The sequence below is a fragment of the Proteus sp. STS61-E genome (assembly GCF_040932335.1).
GTDB lineage: Bacteria > Pseudomonadota > Gammaproteobacteria > Enterobacterales > Enterobacteriaceae > Proteus > Proteus mirabilis_B.
Window position 1 is genome coordinate 306,783 of the sequence record NZ_JBFQGE010000002.1, and the last position, 21,125, is coordinate 327,907.

At 37.6% G+C, this 21,125-nt stretch carries 20 protein-coding genes and 1 other annotated feature; of the genes, 13 read left to right on the plus strand and 7 right to left on the minus strand.

Annotation, left to right across the window (positions count from 1 at the left end):
- Positions 1–48: 48 nt before the first annotated feature.
- From AB4J89_RS07215 to artM, 6 genes are all read left to right on the plus strand, one after another.
- Positions 49–951: a lysine exporter LysO family protein gene (locus AB4J89_RS07215; RefSeq protein ID WP_075672475.1), complete on the plus strand. Its 903-nt coding sequence runs from the start codon at positions 49–51 to the stop codon at positions 949–951.
- A 52-nt stretch (positions 952–1,003) separates the two neighbouring features.
- Positions 1,004–2,461: a DUF2867 domain-containing protein gene (locus AB4J89_RS07220; RefSeq protein WP_368468735.1), complete on the plus strand. Its 1,458-nt coding sequence runs from the start codon at positions 1,004–1,006 to the stop codon at positions 2,459–2,461.
- Positions 2,462–2,573: 112 nt separating this feature from the next.
- Positions 2,574–3,302: an arginine ABC transporter ATP-binding protein ArtP gene (artP, locus tag AB4J89_RS07225; RefSeq protein ID WP_088493315.1), complete on the plus strand. Its 729-nt coding sequence runs from the start codon at positions 2,574–2,576 to the stop codon at positions 3,300–3,302.
- A gap of 14 nt (positions 3,303–3,316) precedes the next feature.
- Positions 3,317–4,051, plus strand: a complete 735-nt coding sequence (gene artJ, locus AB4J89_RS07230; protein ID WP_023581291.1) for an arginine ABC transporter substrate-binding protein — start codon at positions 3,317–3,319, stop codon at positions 4,049–4,051.
- A 17-nt stretch (positions 4,052–4,068) separates the two neighbouring features.
- A complete protein-coding gene (gene artQ / locus AB4J89_RS07235; RefSeq protein WP_088493316.1) occupies positions 4,069–4,773 on the plus strand; it encodes an arginine ABC transporter permease ArtQ in 705 nt (234 codons plus the stop codon).
- Positions 4,773–5,441 carry an arginine ABC transporter permease ArtM gene (gene artM, locus AB4J89_RS07240; protein WP_075672481.1) on the plus strand — a complete coding sequence of 223 codons (669 nt, stop codon included), beginning with the start codon at positions 4,773–4,775 and terminating at the stop codon, positions 5,439–5,441. The genes artQ and artM overlap by 1 nt, the downstream gene beginning before the upstream one ends.
- Positions 5,442–5,559: 118 nt before the next feature.
- On the opposite strand, the gene AB4J89_RS07245 is transcribed toward artM, so the two are convergent.
- The 4 genes from AB4J89_RS07245 to AB4J89_RS07260 form a co-directional block, all read right to left on the minus strand.
- Positions 5,560–6,759, minus strand: coding sequence for a multidrug effflux MFS transporter (locus AB4J89_RS07245; RefSeq protein ID WP_088493317.1), 1,200 nt, complete (start codon positions 6,757–6,759; stop codon positions 5,560–5,562).
- A gap of 105 nt (positions 6,760–6,864) precedes the next feature.
- A complete protein-coding gene (gene rlmC / locus AB4J89_RS07250; RefSeq protein ID WP_368468739.1) occupies positions 6,865–7,998 on the minus strand; it encodes a 23S rRNA (uracil(747)-C(5))-methyltransferase RlmC in 1,134 nt (377 codons plus the stop codon).
- A 30-nt stretch (positions 7,999–8,028) separates the two neighbouring features.
- Positions 8,029–8,547: a YbjN domain-containing protein gene (locus AB4J89_RS07255; protein ID WP_368468741.1), complete on the minus strand. Its 519-nt coding sequence runs from the start codon at positions 8,545–8,547 to the stop codon at positions 8,029–8,031.
- Positions 8,548–8,714: 167 nt separating this feature from the next.
- Positions 8,715–9,017, minus strand: a complete 303-nt coding sequence (locus tag AB4J89_RS07260; RefSeq protein ID WP_088493320.1) for a YbjC family protein — start codon at positions 9,015–9,017, stop codon at positions 8,715–8,717.
- Between the two features lie 171 nt (positions 9,018–9,188).
- Here AB4J89_RS07260 and AB4J89_RS07265 point away from each other — a divergent pair, with 171 nt between their 5' ends.
- Positions 9,189–9,452: a GrxA family glutaredoxin gene (locus AB4J89_RS07265; RefSeq protein ID WP_088493321.1), complete on the plus strand. Its 264-nt coding sequence runs from the start codon at positions 9,189–9,191 to the stop codon at positions 9,450–9,452.
- A 253-nt stretch (positions 9,453–9,705) separates the two neighbouring features.
- Here the strand turns inward: AB4J89_RS07265 and AB4J89_RS07270 are convergent, their stop codons facing one another.
- The gene (locus AB4J89_RS07270; protein ID WP_088493322.1) at positions 9,706–10,131 is read right to left on the minus strand and encodes a secondary thiamine-phosphate synthase enzyme YjbQ; all 426 of its coding nucleotides are present in this window, start codon (positions 10,129–10,131) and stop codon (positions 9,706–9,708) included.
- A 238-nt stretch (positions 10,132–10,369) separates the two neighbouring features.
- On the opposite strand from AB4J89_RS07270, the gene ybjG reads away from it, so the two are divergent.
- The 4 genes from ybjG (at position 10,370) to AB4J89_RS07290 (ending at position 16,735) form a co-directional block, all read left to right on the plus strand.
- Positions 10,370–10,981, plus strand: coding sequence for an undecaprenyl-diphosphate phosphatase (gene ybjG, locus AB4J89_RS07275; RefSeq protein ID WP_194952129.1), 612 nt, complete (start codon positions 10,370–10,372; stop codon positions 10,979–10,981).
- Positions 10,982–11,894: 913 nt separating this feature from the next.
- On the plus strand, positions 11,895–13,211 hold the full coding sequence (locus tag AB4J89_RS07280) for an HAAAP family serine/threonine permease (RefSeq protein WP_311755150.1): 1,317 nt from the start codon (positions 11,895–11,897) through the stop codon (positions 13,209–13,211).
- Between the two features lie 125 nt (positions 13,212–13,336).
- The gene (locus tag AB4J89_RS07285) at positions 13,337–14,701 is read left to right on the plus strand and encodes an L-serine ammonia-lyase (RefSeq protein ID WP_088493325.1); all 1,365 of its coding nucleotides are present in this window, start codon (positions 13,337–13,339) and stop codon (positions 14,699–14,701) included.
- Positions 14,702–15,064: 363 nt separating this feature from the next.
- Complete coding sequence (locus tag AB4J89_RS07290; protein ID WP_368468745.1) at positions 15,065–16,735, plus strand: formate--tetrahydrofolate ligase; 1,671 nt, start codon at positions 15,065–15,067, stop codon at positions 16,733–16,735.
- A 150-nt stretch (positions 16,736–16,885) separates the two neighbouring features.
- Here AB4J89_RS07290 and AB4J89_RS07295 read toward each other — a convergent pair whose 3' ends face one another.
- A complete protein-coding gene (locus AB4J89_RS07295) occupies positions 16,886–18,088 on the minus strand; it encodes a serine hydrolase (protein ID WP_311755148.1) in 1,203 nt (400 codons plus the stop codon).
- A gap of 157 nt (positions 18,089–18,245) precedes the next feature.
- Here AB4J89_RS07295 and AB4J89_RS07300 point away from each other — a divergent pair, with 157 nt between their 5' ends.
- On the plus strand, positions 18,246–18,866 hold the full coding sequence (locus AB4J89_RS07300; RefSeq protein WP_088493328.1) for a glutathione S-transferase family protein: 621 nt from the start codon (positions 18,246–18,248) through the stop codon (positions 18,864–18,866).
- 1 nt (position 18,867) lies between these two features.
- On the opposite strand, the gene AB4J89_RS07305 is transcribed toward AB4J89_RS07300, so the two are convergent.
- On the minus strand, positions 18,868–19,689 hold the full coding sequence (locus tag AB4J89_RS07305) for an SDR family oxidoreductase (RefSeq protein ID WP_088493329.1): 822 nt from the start codon (positions 19,687–19,689) through the stop codon (positions 18,868–18,870).
- Positions 19,690–20,046: 357 nt separating this feature from the next.
- Positions 20,047–20,176 (plus strand) — a sequence feature (His leader region).
- Between the two features lie 44 nt (positions 20,177–20,220).
- Here AB4J89_RS07305 and hisG point away from each other — a divergent pair.
- Positions 20,221–21,120: an ATP phosphoribosyltransferase gene (gene hisG / locus AB4J89_RS07310; RefSeq protein ID WP_088493330.1), complete on the plus strand. Its 900-nt coding sequence runs from the start codon at positions 20,221–20,223 to the stop codon at positions 21,118–21,120.
- Positions 21,121–21,125 lie beyond the last annotated feature (5 nt).

The window sequence follows — 21,125 nt, forward strand, 5'->3', positions numbered from 1 at the left end:
CGTTATTAGTTTATTTTATAATTTGAGCACACTCAGTAAGGAATAGAAATGCTATCAGGGTTATTGATTATCCTACTTCCGCTTTTTGTAGGGTATTTGATTAAGTTAAACAATCGCCCATTACTTCATCTGGCAAACCGCCTACTTAGCGCGATGGTTTACGTTATCCTATTTCTAATGGGCGTAAGTTTAGCCATGCTAGATAATATTGGTGAAAACTTAGTCTCAATTCTTTCTTATGCCAGTGTTTTCTTTTTATGTACCTTTGGCGCTAATTTACTGTTTTTATGGCTACTGGATAAAAAAGATCCTTGGCATGTCCCTGCCCATAAACAGTCCAAGCCCCCTTCACGCATAAAAATGGTACTTGAATCACTGCAATTATGCGGTGTTGTTGTTGTAGGTTTCTTTGTCGGTTTAACAGGCTGGTCAATTTTCCACTATGCCTCTCATGCCAGCCAAGGCGCACTTATCTTCTTACTTTGGTTAGTCGGTTTACAATTACGCAATAGCGGAATGAGCCCAAAGCAAATTCTTATCAACCGTCGTGGAACAACTGTTGCCGTCGTTATGGGTGTTAGCGCACTTGCTGGAGGAGCATTAGCGGCTTACTTACTAGGATTACCGATGAAAATGGGATTAGCCATTGCATCCGGTTATGGTTGGTATTCATTATCGGGTATTGTACTTACCGATGCATTTGGCCCCGTTATTGGTAGTACTGCATTTTTCAATGATTTAATGCGTGAATTAGCAGCAATCATGCTTATTCCTATCATTGTCAATCGTTATAGAAATACGGCATTAGGGATTTGTGGTTCAACATCCATGGACTTTACCTTACCTGTATTACAAAGAAGTGGCGGTGTATCCATCGTTCCCGCAGCTATTGTGCATGGATTCGTTTTAAGTTTAATCACACCAATCTTGATGGCGTTCTTTACTTCATAGAAAAATCAGTAACAATAGAGCGATAACGTTCTCTTTTTACAATGGATTAACAATGAATCAACAGCGTGTATTAGTACTTGGTGCAAGTGGACATATTGGTCAAAATCTTATTCCAGCTCTGATAAAACAAGGTCATCAGGTCACCGCAGGTGCCCGTAGAGTTGACTGGATGATGTCTCAAGGTTGGGAAAATACACGCTGTATCTTTGTTGATTTACATGATCCAGAAACCTTAAACAAAGTAATGCATGATACAGATATCGTTTATTACCTTGTTCATAGCATGGGTGATGCACATAATTTAGTTGAACAAGAGCGTAAAGCGGCAATTAACGTTGTAGAAGCGTTAGAAGGCACCGATGTTAAACAAATTATCTTTTTAAGTGCCTTACAGCATGAAGATCAACAATATTCACCTCATCTTATTGCCCGAAAACTTACGGGTGAAGTGTTAAGAACCAGCGCTGTTCCTGTGACTGAAATCCGCACCTCAATGATTGTAGGACCCGGCTCTGCTGCCTTTGAGATTATGCGTGATATGGTTTATAACCTTCCTATTCTTACGCCACCACGTTGGGTTCGTTCTAAATCCTCCCCTATTGCTCTCACAAATTTAATTCACTATTTAACTGAAATTATTCATCACCCCACTCATCAACATCGTATTTTTGATGCTGGTGGTCCGGAATACATTAGCTATCAAACTCTTTTTGAGCGCTTTATTAAAATCTCAGGTAAAAAGCGAGTGCTGATCCCGCTACCTATGCCGGGAAGTCTTATTTCTGCGGGCTTTATCAGTATGATAACCTCTGTACCAACCTCAATTGCTAAAGAGCTTATTCAAGGGCTTAAATACGATCTCCCTGCCAACGATGAGCCGTTACGCAAACTTATTCCTCAGACTCTCATTAAATTTGATGATGCGGTAAAAGAAACACTCGCAGATGAAGAAGCCGCTTTAGATAACCAAGACTGGGGTTACTCTCCGGCTGTTCGTAGTCGCTGGAAACCCGGTTATGGCTATTACCCTAAAAATGCAGGTTGTACAGTATCTACACCGGCAAGCGCAGCATCACTTTGGCATACAGTGCAACAAATCGGCGGAAAGCAAGGCTATTTTTATGGCAATGCGCTATGGAAAACTCGCGCCATTATGGATGATATTGCTGGAAATAAGGTCACTTACGGACGCCCTTCTAGAGAAACGTTAGAACTTGGCGATATGATTGATGGCTGGCGAGTAATCAAACTAGAGCCTGAAAAACAGCTTACTCTATTATTTGGAATGAAAGCTCCCGGTTTAGGCAGACTCTCTTTCACGATCCACGACAGTGGCAATCTTCGCTCAATAGATGTTCGCGCTTGGTGGCACCCAGCAGGTTTTAGTGGATTACTTTATTGGTTCGCCATGATGCCTGCGCACTTATTTATTTTCAAAGGTATGGCTAAAACCATAAGTACTAACGCTTACAAACTGGATAAAAATTCACCTAGCGGTGAAAAAAAATAGCCAAATTACCCATTTTTACGTAAAAAAACCACTTTATTATGCAGTTTTAGTTGCATAATTATTCTTACCGTTTTATTATTTGAACCAGTTAATGACTATTCAGAAAAAACGCATGAGTATTCAATTAAAAAATATAAATTGTTTCTACGGTTCGCACCAAGCACTCTATGATATTAATCTAGAATGCTCTGCCGGTGAAACAATGGTTCTATTAGGACCAAGTGGTGCAGGTAAGAGCTCACTAATGAGAGTTCTTAATTTATTAGAAATGCCACGTTCAGGCGAATTAGAAATTGCGGGTCTACATTTTGACTTTAGCCAACAGCCTAATGCAAAGGCAATTCGTTCATTACGCCAAAATGTGGGCATGGTATTTCAACAATACAATTTATGGCCACATTTAACGGTTCTTGATAATTTAATTGAAGCGCCTTGTCGTGTATTAGGTTTATCAAAACCACAAGCCAAAGAAAAAGCGATGAAATTGCTTGAGCGTTTACGTTTAAGTGATTATGCAGGACGTTTTCCTCTGCATTTATCTGGAGGACAACAACAACGTGTTGCTATTGCAAGAGCATTAATGATGGAGCCTCAAGTTCTCTTATTTGATGAACCTACAGCAGCATTAGATCCTGAAATTACAGCTCAAGTTGTTGATATTATTAAAGAGCTATCTGAAACGGGTATTACACAAGTCATTGTGACCCATGAAGTTGAAATTGCACGCAAAGCCGCGAGCAAAGTTGTATATATGGAAAACGGCCGTATTATAGAGCAAGGTGATAACTATCATTTCACTGCTCCACAAACGGAAGCTTTTGCTAATTACTTGTCACACTAAATCAGGATCAGACAATGAAAAAAATATTATTTGCAGCACTTCTGACCAGTATTACACTTTCTGCAACTGCGGCTGAGAAAGAGACAATTCGTTTTGCAACTGAAGCAACGTATCCTCCATTTGAAATGATCGATGCGAATAATCAAATTGTGGGATTTGATGTTGATTTAGCCAATGCAATGTGTGCAAAAATTAATGCTGATTGTACCTTTACCAATCAGTCATTTGATAGTTTAATTCCTAGTCTGAAATTCCGTCGTTTTGAAGCGTTAATGGCGGGTATTGATATTACGCCAGAACGTCAAAAACAAGTTGATTTCACCGATTCTTACTATGATAACTCAGCAGTATTTATCACAGTAACGGGTAAAATCTCTGATGTAGCAAGCCTAAAAGGCAAACAAATTGGTGTACAAAATGGGACAACCCATCAGAAATTCATCAATGAACAACACAAAGAGATGAAAACTGTTCCTTATGATAGTTATCAAAATGCGGTATTAGATCTTAAAAATGGTCGTATCGAAGCTATCTTTGGTGATACTGCTGTTGTTAATGAATGGCTGAAAAAGAATCCTGAATTAGGTATTGTAGGCGACAAAGTTGCAGATCCTAACTACTTTGGTACAGGTCTTGCGATCGCGGTAAGAAAAGGTAATGCTGATTTACAAGATAAATTAAACAAAGCATTAGCTGAAGTAAAAGCTGATGGCACCTATGATGTCATTTATAAAAAATGGTTTGAATAACAATAATAGCTTAATAAATGAATGAAATAACAACTCTAGCAGGTGCGGCCGTTACAACGGTCTCACTTGCTATTTCTGCTCTTATCATCGGATTAGTTCTAGCCATGCTGTTTACAGCTTGGGAATCCGCGAGATGGAAAGCCTTTGCTTTCTTAGGAACATGCTGGGTAACACTAATTAGAGGACTACCAGAAATGCTGGTGGTTCTTTTTGTCTATTATGGCACCCTACAAGGTGTCATGATGCTAATGGATGGAATTGATCTCGGTGCTTTCACCTTACAAGTTGATTTTGGTGATACTGAATCATTACCTTTCTATTGCGGTGTTATCGCCCTTTCACTTCTTTATGCATCTTATGCTTCACAAACTTTACGTGGCGCATTAAAAGCAGTACCAACAGGACAATGGGAAGCCGGCCAAGCATTAGGCATGGGTCGTATTACTATTTTCTTCCGCTTTATCATGCCTCAAATGTGGCGTCATGCTTTACCGGGTTTAGGTAATCAATGGTTAGTTCTATTAAAAGATACCGCTTTAGTCTCATTAATCAGTGTTAATGATTTAATGTTACAAACACAAAGTATCGCTAACCGAACTCAAGAGCCTTTTACTTGGTATAGCATTGTTGCATTGATTTATTTGGCAATTACTTTGGTCAGTCAATATATCCTGAAATGGTTAGAAATGAGAACGACTCGATTTGAACGGAGTGCCTCATAATGTGGGATTATATTGTTGATATTTTACCGGGATTACCAACAAGCCTGTCTTTAACAGTCGTGGCTCTATTGGTTGCATTTACACTTTCGGTTTTAATGACTTTTGTTTTGGCACTCAAAACACCTGTCATTAGCCAAATAGTCAAAGCCTATATTACCTTATTTACGGGTACGCCTTTATTGGTGCAGTTCTTCTTAATCTATTATGGTCCAGGGCAATTTCCTGTGTTGAAAAATTTCCCAACAATGTGGGAGTTATTATCAACGCCGTGGTTCTGTGCAATGGTCACATTAGCATTAAATAGTGCAGCTTATTCAACCTTACTTTTCTATGGTGCTGTAAGGGCGATCCCTTCTGGACAATGGCAATCTTGCCAAGCATTAGGAATGTCACCAGTACAAACAGCAAGAGTGATATTACCTTACGCATTTAAGCGTGCGCTTTCATCATATTCAAACGAAGTAGTTTTGATATTCAAAAGTACCTCACTTGCCAGTACTATCACCTTACTTGAATTAACAGGTTATAGCCGACAAGTCTTTGGTCAAAGCTATGATGTGATGGTTTTTGTTGCAGCAGGTATTATTTATCTGTGTATCAACGGAATACTGACACTCTTAATGCGATTAATTGAGAAGAAAGCCTTAGAGTTTGAGCATCGTAATTAAAAACAAGCAAGCAAAACAAGCAAGCCAAACGAGCAAGCCAAGCTATCAATAAAAAAACACCCCAGTAGTTTTCGCTCTGGGGTGTTTTTTATGTTTGAATAAACAACAAATACATGTTCTATTCTTGTGTAGCCTGTTTTTCTATTAATGATTCTTTATAGCTCACTCGATAAGCATTTAACGCTAATAAACTACCCAGTAACATCACAATAGCTAACGCTAATTTAGGTTGTACTGGTGAAGCCAGTGCCGTTAAACCAAAGGCTGCACCACCCGCCATTTGAATAAAACCCACTAATGCAGAGGCAATACCTGCTGTTTGTGAATAAGGCTCAAGAGCATAACTTGTCGCTGGTCCCATAATAAAAGCAAGACCCGCGCAAGCACTTGCCACAGGCAGCATATAAATCAGCCAATGATTTTGTATTTCAGCAGGGATAAATATCAAGCTACCTAACAAACTCACACAGCCTAACCCCATTAACCCGCTTCCTAAGATCAAACAAATAGGTCTACCAACACGGTGAATAACACGGTTTGCATAAAAACTGACAAACATTATCCAAAAACCATTTACACCAAAAACAATAGAAAAAATCAGCGCTGATAATTTTGCATCATTCATTAATACAATTGGGGCAAATGACACATAGGTTAATGCCATTCCCATAGTGCCCGCATTCACTAATGCAAAAGTTAAAAAACGTTTACTACATAAAATCTCAAGGTATGTTTTACCTAATTTTTGTTTTGATTGAGCTGTATTTTCAGGCTTTGTTTCTGGTAAAAAACGAGTGATCAAGATTAATACAAGCACTGAATAGAAAATCAAGAACCCAAAAGGTGCACGCCATCCCCAATATTCAGCCAATAATCCACCTAATAGTGGCGCTAATGCAGGAATAATATTTAACGTGCCATTTAAAAAACCGAAAACGCGGGCGGCTTCATTACCATTAAAACAGTCACGAACGCAGGTAAAAGCTACAACAGAAGTACAGCACACCGCTGAAGCTTGTAATAATCGTGAAATAATAAAAAGCGTTGAATCTGTCGAAATGGTTGCAATGACAGAACCCACAATATAGATAAGTATCCCAGCGATAGCGATTGGTTTACGACCGAACTTATCCACCAAAGGCCCCGATATAAGTTGCCCTACACCTAGGACTAGAATAAATAAAGCGATAGTAGATTGAATAAGGGATACGCTACTTCCTAAATCTTGAGCAATTGTAGGTATCGTCGGTAAATAGAGATCGATTCCCAAAGGCCCCAATAACACCATCACTAATAACAACGCTTTTAAATTCTGCATAAAATAGAATGCCCATCTAATAAAAAAGAAAACGCCCGATGTTATCCATCGAGCGTTAAATGCTGATTTATACTAACACTCAATCACTATTTTGTAATAAATATCTTAGCTGTCTTGTAATACCAATAACGTAAGGACTTCATAGTGAGAAGTATGAGGAAACATATCAAACAACTGCACTCTATCTATTCGATAATGAGAAAGTTGCTGAATATCTTTTGCCATCGTTTGAGCATTACAACTTGAGTAAAGGATAAAGCGAGGTTTCATTTTATTGAGATAACCGCACAATGCTTCACCAATACCTCGCCTTGGTGGATTAACAAGCACTAATTCAGGAACAGATCCTTTAGCTAATGCATAACCTGTTGAATCTAATGCTTGAAACTCGACATGCTCTAACCCTAATTCCTGAGCTGATAATCGTGCACATTCAATAGCTTCAGGACTAATTTCAATACCTGTTAATTGGGTTAGTTTGTCTGCACAATGCAACCCAAAACCCCCTGATCCACAAAACATATCCCATAAATGCGTGATTTTTAATTCTCTTACCCAACGACCTGCTGTGGCATAAAGTGATGAAGCCACCGCTGGATTAGTTTGAAAAAAACCTCTAGGGCGAATATGTAATGGAATTTGGTTAAATGATTCATCCAAGAACGTTTTTTCTGTCAGAATAATTTCTTGGTCACCTTCCAAAATAGCCATATGCACAGGTTGAATATTAACGGAGATAACCGCTAATTGAGGCAACTGTTCTTGTAACCAAGGAAGTGCTTTACGAAGTTGTTCTAGTTTTTTTTCTGAACGCAAAACAAAGCGCAACATCATGGTGTTATTACTTCGGCTCTCAGTTAATAAGATAAACTTGAGTTCACCACGACGGCGTTCGATGTCGTAAGGTACTAGCCCTGCTTTTGCAATAAATGTTTTCAAAATAGAAAACACGGGTGCAAAAGAAACTGGATACAGTGGACATTCGCATAAATCGACAGCAACACCTTCTTTGGTTTTTAAGCCCAAGACGGGTCTTTCAACACTCCCGCTGACTACCATTTTTGCTTTATTACGAAACTGCGCTTGTTCGCTTTCAACAGGCGCTAATTTATCAAAAGCATAATCTTCTGGAAGTAATGCTAATAAGCTGTGCTGTTTTTTCTTGATTTGTTCAGGATAAGCAAGAGAAAGCCATTCACAAGAATGACATTCACCCGCACTAAATCGTGCGCATTGCATAAGATTTTGTGACCGTTATGGAGATTAATATTAATGTACAGTATAGGAGGAGTCGGTTGATGCGCTATTTATCTCAACATCTTCGTCTTCATCTTCTTCTTCATTTTCACTTTCTTGTTTTTCACCATACAAGAAACCGTTATTAAAAATTTCGCTAACGACTTCAGCAGATTGCTCTTCTGCTTTTTGTAAGAACAGGTCGAATTGATTCAGTGAAATACCAGCTGCAACCGGGAATGATTGGCAGAAAACTAATTTTGGTAAATTCTCATCACTAATTTCTAGAAATGTTTTAATAAATAAAGAGCTTGCATTAATTTGGCTTAGATTTGCCATTAATGGCACTATTGCTGACGGCTTTAGCTCAGCGATAGCGGTAAATACAAGTACATCTTCAAGAATATCAATTTTGGCATCAAAAATACCACTGATATATTGAAGATGCGGTAAATGTAACGCCTGACAAGAGTCACATTCATAGTAAGCAATCTGTAGTTCATCAAGCCAAGACTTTAGCTGCTCCAGATCGGTAGTCACAACAGCGTTCATTCAAATAACCTTTACGCGCAAAAAAAAGAGTGCCTGTTGGCATTGATGCTATTTTGCCACTTTTTCTATCTTGAAGGCACTAATAAATAGAAAAACTAAGAAAATTAAGCCAATTTACATATTGGTTTTTCTTAGTTTCTAATGCATTTTTGAGAAAAAACAGTCAACTATTCTTCGTTATTCTCGTTTTTCTTTTTACTCTTTGTGGATTTATGATCAATCCCTAAAAAAGTTAATCGATAAATAGCACGCCATACAATATGGATAGCAGGCGGGATCATGCAGATAACGCCCAAAACAACTAGCGTTAATTGTCCTGTATATGTTCCTAGCCACTGCGGAGAGGTCATATATTGATTGATATAAAGATAAGCAACCACTAATAAAATAATACCGATTATCTCAATGATGATAATGGGTTTTGGCATATCCGACAGTGATTTCATATCTCGATTTGAAGGCTTTTCCATTATTTCTCCGCTAAATGCTGTGTCACAGTCCTATCTCATTATTCGGCAAATTGGTATAATTTATCACACTAAAAGGCAATAACTGTTTTTGTTTAGCCTAATAAAAGGGCATAGTAACAACCAATAGAAACTATTATGCCTGAATTTTATTTCCTCAATAAGGAGTGTCGTATGTTTGTTGTCATTTTTGGTCGCCCTGGTTGCCCATATTGTGTTCGTGCGAAACAACTGGCTGAAACTTTATCTGAAAAACGTGACGATTTCGATTTCCGCTATGTAGATATTCAAGCTGAAGGAATTACAAAAGCTGATTTATCTAAAACTGTCGGAAAAGAAGTTGAAACTGTGCCACAAATTTTTATTGATGAAAAACACATTGGTGGTTGCACAGATTTTGAAGCTTATGCTAAAGAAAACTTAGGCATCTACAACTAATTCAAAAGCGCTAAAACAGTTTATTTATCAATATGTTTTAGCGCTTTCTCTTTTTTTATCCCTCATATTTTCTTTATCTTTCCTTTCTTTTTAAAAAAAAATTCTATTTATTTTCATTAGTCAGCGAACTTTCTTTCTAACTCGGAGTCTGAATTAGTGCCACTGCTTTTCTTTGATGTCCCCAAATATTGAGGAGCCCGATAGTTTCAACCCTTTTGGTGAAATAACTGTCGGGTTTTTTATTGCCTGGAATTTAGTAACACTCACCTTGCAAGGTCACGATAATACGACGACTACCGCCATGATTTCGATGTTCACCAAGATAAATTCCCTGCCAAATCCCTAAATTCAACTCACCTTGACTAATAGGAACCGTAACACTTTGTCCAAGTAAGCTACTTTTAATATGCGCTGGCATATCGTCGCTGCCTTCATAGGTGTGAAGATAGTAATCTTCATCTTCTTTTACGCTTTGATTAAAGAAGCTTTCAAAATCACTTCGAACTGTCGGGTCCGCATTTTCATTAATTGTTAATGATGCCGATGTATGTTGAATAAAAAAATGAGCAATTCCGATTTTATATTGTCTTAGCTCTGGTAATTCTTGAATCAATGCTTGTGTAATTAAGTGAAATCCTCTTGGCCTTTCATTAAGGACAATATTTTTCTGGAACCACATAAAGTTATACCTCGTTGAAGATAAGAAAAAGAACGATGTGAGAGCAATAACATAAGCGCAATACTCTTTTTAAGAGTGCTTTAGCTCAGTTTGATATGAAACTGACAAATCTTTTAAAAAAGCACAATTAAATAAGAAAAAAACACTTTACCCCTATTACTCACTCATTTACCCTTAAAAACTTGCGTATTATGTATCATAAACATCGCTTATCAGTACGACATGTATGGAGCCTACTTTGCTGGAACAATTCAATTTAGCCGTATTTTCAATGATGAATGCAACACCTGCGGCATCTCCTTTAGAAATCGGTACGGCGATAATTATTGCTAAGTACCTTGTCTATCTTTTTCCGTTATCTTTAGTGTTCTATTGGTTATGGGGTAATGAAAAACATCTTAGTCAGCAAAGAACATTAGTGTGCAAAGCTGCCGTCTCTTTAGGTATTGCACTTTCTATCTCTTGGATGATTGGAGCAATTGCGCCTCATGAACGCCCTTTTGCAGCTAACATTGGCTACAACTTTCTCGACCATGATGCGACACCTTCATTCCCAAGTAACCATGGTACGTTTGTTTTCACCATTGCTTTAGCTTATCTCTTTTGGCATAACAGCAAACGTATTGGCTATATTATGCTTGGTTTAGGACTTGCGATTGCTTGGGCGCGTATCTATCTTGGCGTGCATTGGCCAATCGATATGATTGGTGCCTTTATCGTTGCTCTACTTTCTTGTGGCCTTTGCCAGATCTTTTGGTCTAAAGGTGGCGATATACTCCAAAAATGGGTACAGAGGCTCTATCAGCTCTGTTTTGCCTATCCTATTCGTAAAGGTTGGACAAAAGCCTAACCTTTCTAATGCCGAAAAAGACCACATTTATTGTGGTCTTTTTTTTATATTTAGCTTAAGTAACATCGCCCTTCAATATATTAATATATAAATAAAAATATTCTCTATTATTATATTATTTGTCCAAAAATAAATATGTTGTTATTTTAATCAAAATAAAACTTTTATATTCGTTATATAACGACCTACCAAACTCATTTATTAACAAATTCACTGTCGTATTTATAAACAATATTCTACTTATAAACGAAATATAGCTATATTCATTTCATAAAATAAAAGAAATTCATTAATAAATAATCATATTGCATCGTTTTTATATTCTTTTGTCTAGTTTTAAACATTAATTAAAGAAATTTATTTATTGTTTTATTTCAATAAGATACATGGTTAACACAATGTTTTAATTGTAAATAAAAATAACCTAATTGATTTTAATCATTTATTTTCTAGATAATAAAAATACCTAAAAATAATCATTAACATATGAATATTTAAGTATTTAGCTTTATTTTATACTTACTTTAAAACTGGAAAGTTATTTCAAAATGTTTTAAAAACCCCCTCTAAAAACACAAAATATAAAAAATGTTACATTTTCAGGTTTTTCAGTTATATTTAGCATTTGAGATGGTGATCACGGTAGTTTATCCTGAAAAACACTATATTCTGCACCTCTTAAGTCTGGATATAAACTTATTGAATATTTTTTCAAATTTTGAAAGAGCTTAATTCTTTTGAAATTTAAAGATTTTTATCTGTGGTAATTGAAGATATTGAGATAACACCAGGTACTCAATGCACTCATTTATTCATAATTAAATTTATGCCGTGATTATTTCTAAAAAGAAATACAATCACGCTCTTATTTTTTATTCATTATTTTTTTTACCGCGTTATTTCGGAGAGTATTATGGATACAACCAAAGTTGGTTCTATCGCGTCGGGTAACACCCAAGGTGATTACAAAGCATGGCGTAAGTCAGATACAGTATGGATGTTAGGTTTATACGGTACAGCTATCGGTGCTGGCGTCCTATTTTTACCTATCAACGCAGGGATTGGTGGTTTAATTCCTCTGTTGATCATGTTAGTACTTGCATTCCCAATGACCTTCTTTGCACACCGTGGTATGTGCCGCTTTGTGTTATCAGGTAAAAACCCAGGTGAAGATATCACTGAAGTTGTTGAAGAACACTTTGGTAAAACAGCAGGTAAATTAATCACCCTGCTCTATTTCTTCGCAATTTATCCTATTCTATTGGTTTATAGTGTTGCTATCACCAATACAGTAGAAAGCTTTATTGTGAACCAAATGCACATGGCTGCACCACCTCGCGCAATTTTATCGCTGATACTGATTGTCGGTATCATGTCGATTATTCGCTTTGGTGAACAAGCTATCGTTAAAGCAATGAGCGTATTAGTATTCCCGTTTGTTGCAGTTCTAATGGTTTTAGCTCTGTATCTTATCCCTGAGTGGAATGGTGCGGTTCTTGATACTCTCTCTTTTGATCACGCAACAACATCAGGCATGGGTCAAGGCCTATTAGTAACCTTATGGTTAGCTATCCCTGTAATGGTGTTCTCTTTTAACCACTCTCCAATCATCTCTGCGTTTGCTGTTGCAAAACGTGAAGAATACGGCGAAAACGCTGAGAAAAAATGTTCACGCATTTTAGCTTATGCGCACATCATGATGGTTATCACTGTAATGTTCTTCGTGTTTAGCTGTGTATTTAGCTTAACACCAGAAAACTTAGCTGAAGCAAAAGCACAGAACATCAGTATCCTGTCTTACCTTGCTAACCATTTTGAAGCACCTATTATCGCTTATATCGCTCCATTTATTGCTTTCGTTGCAATTACTAAATCTTTCTTAGGTCACTACTTAGGTGCTCGTGAAGGTTTCAACGGTTTAATCATCAAATCACTGCGTGAAAAAGGTAAAACAATCGAGAAAGATCGTTTAAACAAAATCACTGCACTGTTTATGCTGGTTACAACTTGGATTGTTGCAACATTAAACCCAAGCATTTTAGGTATGATTGAAACATTAGGTGGCCCAGTTATCGCAATGTTACTGTTCCTGATGCCAATGTATGCAATCCGTAAAGTACCAGCGATGAAGAAATATGAAGGCCATATCAGCAACGTATTTGTTGTAATTATGGGTCTTATCGCAATCTCAGCTGTTTTCTATAGCTTAGCTAACTCTTTCATGAGCTAATAAGACATCTCGTGGCTACTTTCTTAACCGGAAGTAGCCACTGCAGCTTTAGGTTTCAAAACTGACACTTAACACTCTAATAATCACACAGTTGCGCCTTTAAATTAATTAGGGAGGCGAATATTATGGTTAGCGTCTTTGATATTTTTAAAATTGGTATCGGTCCTTCTAGCTCACACACTGTAGGTCCAATGAAAGCAGGTAAAGAATTCGTTGATTTACTTGCTGAAAAAAATCTCCTTTCTTCTGTTTCCCGCGTTATCGTTGATGTTTATGGCTCTTTATCTTTAACAGGTAAAGGTCACGCAACTGATATTGCTATTATTATGGGACTCGCAGGAAATTTACCTGATACTGTCGATATTGATTCTATCGCCCCGTTTATCAAACAAGTAGAAACAACCGGTCGCTTAATGCTGGCAAATGGCATAAAAGAAGTCGATTTTCCGGTTGAAGGCGGTATGAATTTTCATAAAACCAATCTACCTCTCCATGAAAATGGCATGACCATTACCGCTTATAACGGTGAACAGGTTTTATTGAAGAAAACCTATTATTCAATTGGTGGCGGTTTTATTGTTGATGAAGAGCATTTTGGTCAACCTGAAGAAAATGCGGTTCAAGTTCCTTATCCTTATCAATATGCGGCTGACTTACGTCGCCATTGCAAAGAAACTGGGCTTTCTTTATCTGCATTAGTGATGCAAAACGAATTAGCATTACGCAGTAAAGAAGAGATTTCAGCTCATTTTGCGGCTGTTTGGGAAGTGATGAAGTCAGGTATTGAGCGCGGTGTAAATACTGAAGGCTTATTACCGGGGCCTTTACGTGTACCTCGCCGTGCCTCTGCATTACGCCGTATGTTAGTAACCGAAGATAAAACCACAACCGATCCAATGACAGTTGTTGATTGGATTAACATGTTTGCCCTTGCCGTAAATGAAGAAAATGCGGCTGGTGGACGTGTTGTAACAGCACCAACAAACGGTGCCTGTGGCATTATTCCAGCCGTATTGTCTTACTATGATAAATTTATTCGTCCTGTAAATGAAAACTCTTACACTCGCTTTTTCTTAGTTGCTGGTGTTATTGGTTCACTTTACAAAATGAATGCATCTATCTCGGGTGCTGAAGTGGGTTGCCAAGGCGAGGTCGGGGTTGCTTGTTCAATGGCAGCTGGCGCATTAACTGAACTTTTAGGCGGTAGCCCAGAACAAGTTTGTATTGCGGCAGAAATTGCGATGGAGCATAACTTAGGACTTACCTGCGACCCAGTGGCAGGACAAGTACAAGTTCCTTGTATTGAACGTAATGCTATCGCAGCCGTACAGGCCGTAAACTCATCTCGTATGGCTTTACGTCGTGTCAGTGATCCTCGTATTTGTTTAGATAAAGTCATTGAAACAATGTACGAAACAGGTAAAGACATTAACGCTAAATATCGTGAAACCTCTCAAGGCGGATTAGCCATTAAAATTTCTTGTGACTAAACCAGAGAGTCTCAATACAGATATTTATGATAGATAAGGCGCTGATATCAGCGCCTTTTTTATTTATTAACATCAATCTCAATACCCTTCTTTTTTTAATGTCATCTTTTTTGTATGAGATTAAATTATCATCCTTAGTTAAAATATGTTTTTTCAAAAAAGCAAAGCATCACTCAATAGTGATAATTTAAAGAAAAAGTAGGAGCTAACAACAAAAATTATTAAAATGGCGAGACGATGAACATGTTATCTAAAGTAAATAACTATAAATTAATCAATCTATTGGCGATATTTAGATTATTGTCTAAAGTTGATAAGTAAAGATCACTAGAGCATCATAAGCGGGATAAAAAGAGAACTAAAATGAAATCAGATATTCAAATCTCCCAAGAAGCACACCTCTTACCTATTCAGGACATTGCTAAAAATTTAAATATTGATCAAGACGATATCGAGTTTTATGGCAAATACAAAGCCAAATTTAGCCACAGCATTTGGTCAAAAATTGCGACAAAAAAGCCCGGAAAGTTAGTTTTAGTTACAGCAATTAATCCAACACCTGCTGGTGAAGGTAAAACAACGGTCACTGTTGGATTAGGGCAAGCTCTTAATCATCTTGGAAAAAATGCCATTATTGCATTGCGAGAACCCTCTTTAGGCCCTTGCTTTGGTATTAAAGGTGGAGCCACAGGTGGTGGGTATTCGCAAGTCGTTCCAATGGAAGATCTCAATCTTCATTTTACTGGCGATTTTCATGCTATTACTTCTGCCAATAACTTACTTGCAGCCATGCTTGATAATTCAATTTATCAGGGTAATCCTTTAAATATCGATCCTAAAAAAATCGTGTTTAAACGTTGTATGGATATGAACGATCGCGCTTTACGTAATATTGTTGTGGGATTAGGTGGCGAAAAAGACGGTATTACAAGAGAAGATAACTTTGTTATTACTGTTGCTTCTGAAATTATGTCTATCCTTTGTTTGGCAATGGATATTGATGATTTAAAACAGCGACTTTCTCGTATCATTGTTGCCTATTCTTATAATGGTGATCCTATTACAGCTAGCGATCTGCAAGCTGTTGGAGCAATGGCAAGTTTATTAAAAGATGCAATTAATCCTAATTTAGTACAAACACTCGAAAATACGCCAGCCATTATTCATGGAGGCCCTTTCGCTAATATTGCTCATGGATGCAATAGTGTAAGAGCAACAAAATTGGCACTTCAACTTGCAGACATTACCGTGACAGAAGCCGGTTTTGGTGCTGACTTAGGTGCTGAGAAATTCTTTGATATAAAATGTCGGATCAGTGGATTACGCCCAGATTGTGCTGTCATTGTTGTAACCACTAAAGCGCTAAAATATAACGGTGGTTTAGGCAAAGGTGAATGGAACAATGAAGATTTAGTTGCCCTTGAAAAAGGGATTGTAAATCTTGAAAAACACATTGAAAACCTTAAAAAATATGGCTTACCGGTGATTGTCTCTCTTAATGCTTATGTCACTGATAGTATTGCAGAGCACCAGTTTATCGAACAATTTTGCCAAGATAGAGCTTGCCGATTTGCAATTACCAAAGTGTGGGAGAAAGGAGGCGAAGGCGGTATTGAATTAGCGAATCAAGTGATTGATACACTTGAAAATGAACAGAGCCAATTCCAATTAATTTATCCTGATAATGCCTCACTTAGTGAAAAAATTAATACTGTCGCAAAAGAGATCTATGGAGCAAATGGTGTGACCTACAGCCAACACGCTAGCAAAATGTTGGAAAAGATAGAAAGTATGGGTTTTGCTCATTTCCCTGTCTGTATGGCAAAAACTCAATATTCACTCTCCGATGATCCCACCTTATTAGGCCGCCCTACTGATTTTACAATCAGCGTTCGTGAAGTATATGTTTCTGCGGGTGCTGGTTTTGTTGTCGCTTTAACGGGTTCTATCACAACAATGCCTGGATTACCGAAAACCCCTGCCGCTATCGCTGTGAATGTTGATAATCAAGGTAAAATCGATGGGCTTATTTAAGTTCTAAACTAGAGATATTCCCTTACTTTATTGAATATAAAAAATCCGTAATCATTAAATAATTACGGATTTTCTCTATAAAAATAATAGCTAGTCTTTCTTTTTGGGTGAAAAACTCAGTAACGCTTTGATAGAACCATTATTAGTGTATTAACCAAAAATAGCATTAAACCAACCAGATACTGTTTTAACAACAAAATCCCAGATACGACTAAAGACCCCACCTTCTTCAACCGCTTCTTTTACAACCAATGGGCGCTGTTCAATCACTTCATCATTTAATAAAAAGTTAACTGTACCGACAATCTGATTTTGAGTTAACGGCGCTTCTAATACAGGATTGGTTAAAGTAAAAGAGGCTTTAAGGTTTTTCAATTCACCTTTAGGAATAGTAATTGAGGCATCATTAGCAACCCCCAACGCCACTTCGCCTTTATCGCCGTACCACACTTTTTGAGTTGTCAGTGGTGTAGCTGCTTTTACTGGTGTTACCGTTTCAAAAAAGCGGAAACCCCAACCTAATAATTTTTCACTTTCAGCAAAACGCACTTTATCTGATGGTGTTCCTAAAACAACAGCAATTAAGCGCATATCACCTTCAGTTGCCGAAGAAACAAGATTGTATCCTGCTCCATTGGTGTGACCTGTTTTCACACCATCGACATTCATATTTTTATTCCACAATAAACGGTTGCGGTTTGGCTGACGAATATTGTTGAAGGTAAATTCTTTTTCTTTATGAATTTCATACTCTGAAGGTACATCGCGGATCATGGCAGCCGTAAGTAATGCCATATCTTGTGCAGTGGTATATTGTCCATCAGAATCTAACCCATGAACGGTTTTAAAGTGTGTGTTTTTTAAACCGAGATTCTTAGCATAGGAATTCATTAAATCAACAAAGGTTTCTTGACTGCCCGCAACATGTTCTGCTAATGCAATACTGGCATCATTACCAGATTGAATAACCATACCGCGATTTAAATCAATCACTTTAACCTGATCACCCGGTTTCAAGAACATCAATGATGATCCCTTCAATACCGGATTTCCCGTTGCCCATGCATTACGCCCAACAATAACCATATCGTCAGGTGACATACGACCTTCTTTGATAGCTTGTCCAACAACATAGCTACTCATGATTTTTGTAAGACTGGCGGGATCTAAACGCTCATCAAGTTTTTCTGATGCCAGAATTTTTCCGCTGTTGTAATCCATTAATACATAAGATTTTGCCTCTATTTGAGGAGGTACCGGATTATTTACCGCAAATGAAGGACTAGAAATAATTAGCAGTAAACCCATTCCCGCGGTAACCTTACCCAGAACAGATGGAATATTTTTTTTCATTACCGATCACCCTTTTATATCAATTTGTTAAAGCTTTCCTACTATATGGCTTTCTGGAATAAGACGCCAACATTGATATATAGAGATTTATCTTATATTCATATTTAGCGCCCTATAGAGGGAAATTTTATTACTTATCGTGGTTTAGGAGACCTTTATGTTAAAAGTCTGGGGTAGAAAAAACTCATCTAACGTTAAAAAAGTTCTTTGGTGCTTAAAGGAATTAAATGTTCCTTATGAACAAATCGATGTTGGAGGCCCTTTTGGTGGACTCAATGAAGCAAATTATTTAACTATGAATCCCAACGCTTCAATTCCAACCTTACAAGATGATGACTTTGCTTTATGGGAGTCTAATACCATTATTCGTTATTTATGTGCGAAATATGAAAATAACACACTCTATCCCATTGATCCTAAACAACGAGCAAATGTAGAAAAATGGATGGATTGGTCAAATGGCAGCCTATTTGCGCCCATTCAACAAATGATGATCATGATTGTTCGCACACCTAAAGAGCAGCAAAACCCTGAGATTGTTAACGCATTGAAAGAGAAGCTTAATAAATTAATTAAAATTGCTGACGACCAACTTGCAAAAACAACTTATTTTGCAGGAGATGAATTCTCTCTTGCTGATATAGCGATCGCACCATTGGTCTATCCATGGCTAGAAGTTTGCAAAGATAGACCAGACTTCCCTCACATTGAGCGTTGGTTTGCACAATTAAGTGAAAGATCTATTTTCCGTGATATCGTGTTACTGCCTGTAAATTAAGTTAATTCATTGGCATTTTGTCGGGATCTGGATAATGGTAATGAAATCCAAGATCTCGACAGATCTCCTGACCATCAATCTCTCGTATTAAAGGTTTCTCTTCCTCAGCAAATTCCGGCGGAATAAGTTCGAGTTGATTTGACACTCTTGAGTAAAAATCTTTCTTTTTAGGATGAATTGGGGCACATAAATTATATAAATGGCCACCTTCATTCTGCGCAAGAAGTTGCTCGACAGCAAAAATCACATCATCTAAGTGGACTAAATTAACGCATTGATGAGCGCCTTTGACCTGTTTTTTACCTGATAAAAAACGTCCTGCATGACGACCCGGCCCGACTAATCCAGCTAATCGAAGAATATCAACCGTAGTTAATGGTAAACGATGTAGCCAGTTCTCAACTTCTGCTAACATTTTTGCTGATTGTGTTTCTGGTCGAATATCCATTTCTTCCGTGATATTGCCTGTTTGATTGCCATATACAGAAGTAGAACTAATGTAAATGACTCTCGTAACATGGCGAGACATTGCGCTATCCACCAGCGTTTGAATGGCTTCAACATAATCATAACCACCACCAGCCGCACTTGGCGGTAACGTGATAATGAGGACGTCCGTTTCCATTAAGTAATCAAAATCATCTCTATCACATTCAATTGCGGGTGTTAAATTCACTAAACAGCAGTCAACGCCACTCATTCTTGCTGCTTCTACGCCATCTTCGGTGGTTTTAGTCCCTTTAACTTGATAGCCTGCATCACGCAACGCAGCGGCAAGTGGTAAACCTAACCAACCTAATCCTACGATGGTTATTCGTTTCATTTTGCTCCCCTACTTAAATGGCTTAGTCAAAGTATGCTATAAAATTTTCGTTTCGCCATTACTTATAAATACTACTTATATTTCGTGAACGTTTAGCATATCCCTATATACTCGCCTACTTGTCCCATTAAGTAAATAAGAGAAATATTAAAATTACATTAAAAACAAAAGGTTACAAAATAATTAAATTATTATTAAAAAATAGGTTGCTTTCTGCTTTGTAAATCATGTAGGTTGAAAGGCAGACAAATTCTAAATGCAGGTTACTAAATACAGATTAACAGTAACGGGCATTATTAAATAACAAATAGTGTTATTAGCTAGGAAAATAATTATGTATAGCATTCAACTAAACCACCATCATCACCATCACCCTGACTAGTCTTTCAGGCGATGAGTGCTGGAAGACGTTTAAGAAACGCTTCCGGTGGTCTGAATGCAGATAACAACTAAAACCCCGGAAGGCAACTTCCGGGGTTTTTTTATAGCTAATTTTCATCACAAAAATATGGACAATGATAGGGTAATATTATGTTAGATAAAGCAAGATTAAGAATTGCGATGCAAAAATCGGGTCGTTTAAGTGATGAGTCTCGCGCCCTTTTAGCGCGTTGTGGCATCAAAATTAACTTAAATCAACAGCGCCTGATTGCTTACGCTGAAAATATGCCAATCGATATTTTGCGTGTTAGAGATGACGATATTCCGGGGTTAGTAATGGATGGCGTTGTTGATTTAGGGATCATCGGTGAAAACGTTTTAGAAGAAGAGTTATTAAAACGTCGTTCTCAAGGTGAAAACCCAAGTTATCTGACGCTACGTCGTCTTGATTTCGGTGGCTGTCGTTTATCTCTCGCAACACCTGTCGATTTCGATTATCAAGGTGTGGAATGCTTAAATAATACTCGTATCGCAACCTCCTATCCAAACCTGCTCAAACGTTATTTAGACCAAAAAGATATCAAATTTAAATCGTGTTTATTAAATGGCTCTGTTGAAGTCGCCCCTCGTGCGGGCCTTGCTGACTCCATCTGTGACTTAGTTTCTACTGGTGCAACATTAGAAGCGAATGGATTAAAAGAAGTTGAAGTGATTTATCGCTCAAAAGCATGCTTGATCCAACGTGACGGTGAAATGGAAGCCGATAAACAAGCACTCATCGACCGCTTACTGACACGTATCCAAGGTGTTATTCAAGCTCGAGAATCAAAATATATTATGTTACACGCGCCAAGTGATTGCCTTGAAGATGTAATTGCATTACTTCCGGGGGCTGAACGACCGACTATTTTACCTCTGGCAGGTGACCAAAATCGCGTCGCAATGCACATGGTAAGTAGCGAGACTCTATTCTGGGAAACAATGGAAAAGCTTAAAGCATTAGGTGCAAGTTCAATTCTTGTTTTACCAATTGAAAAAATGATGGAATAAGGTGA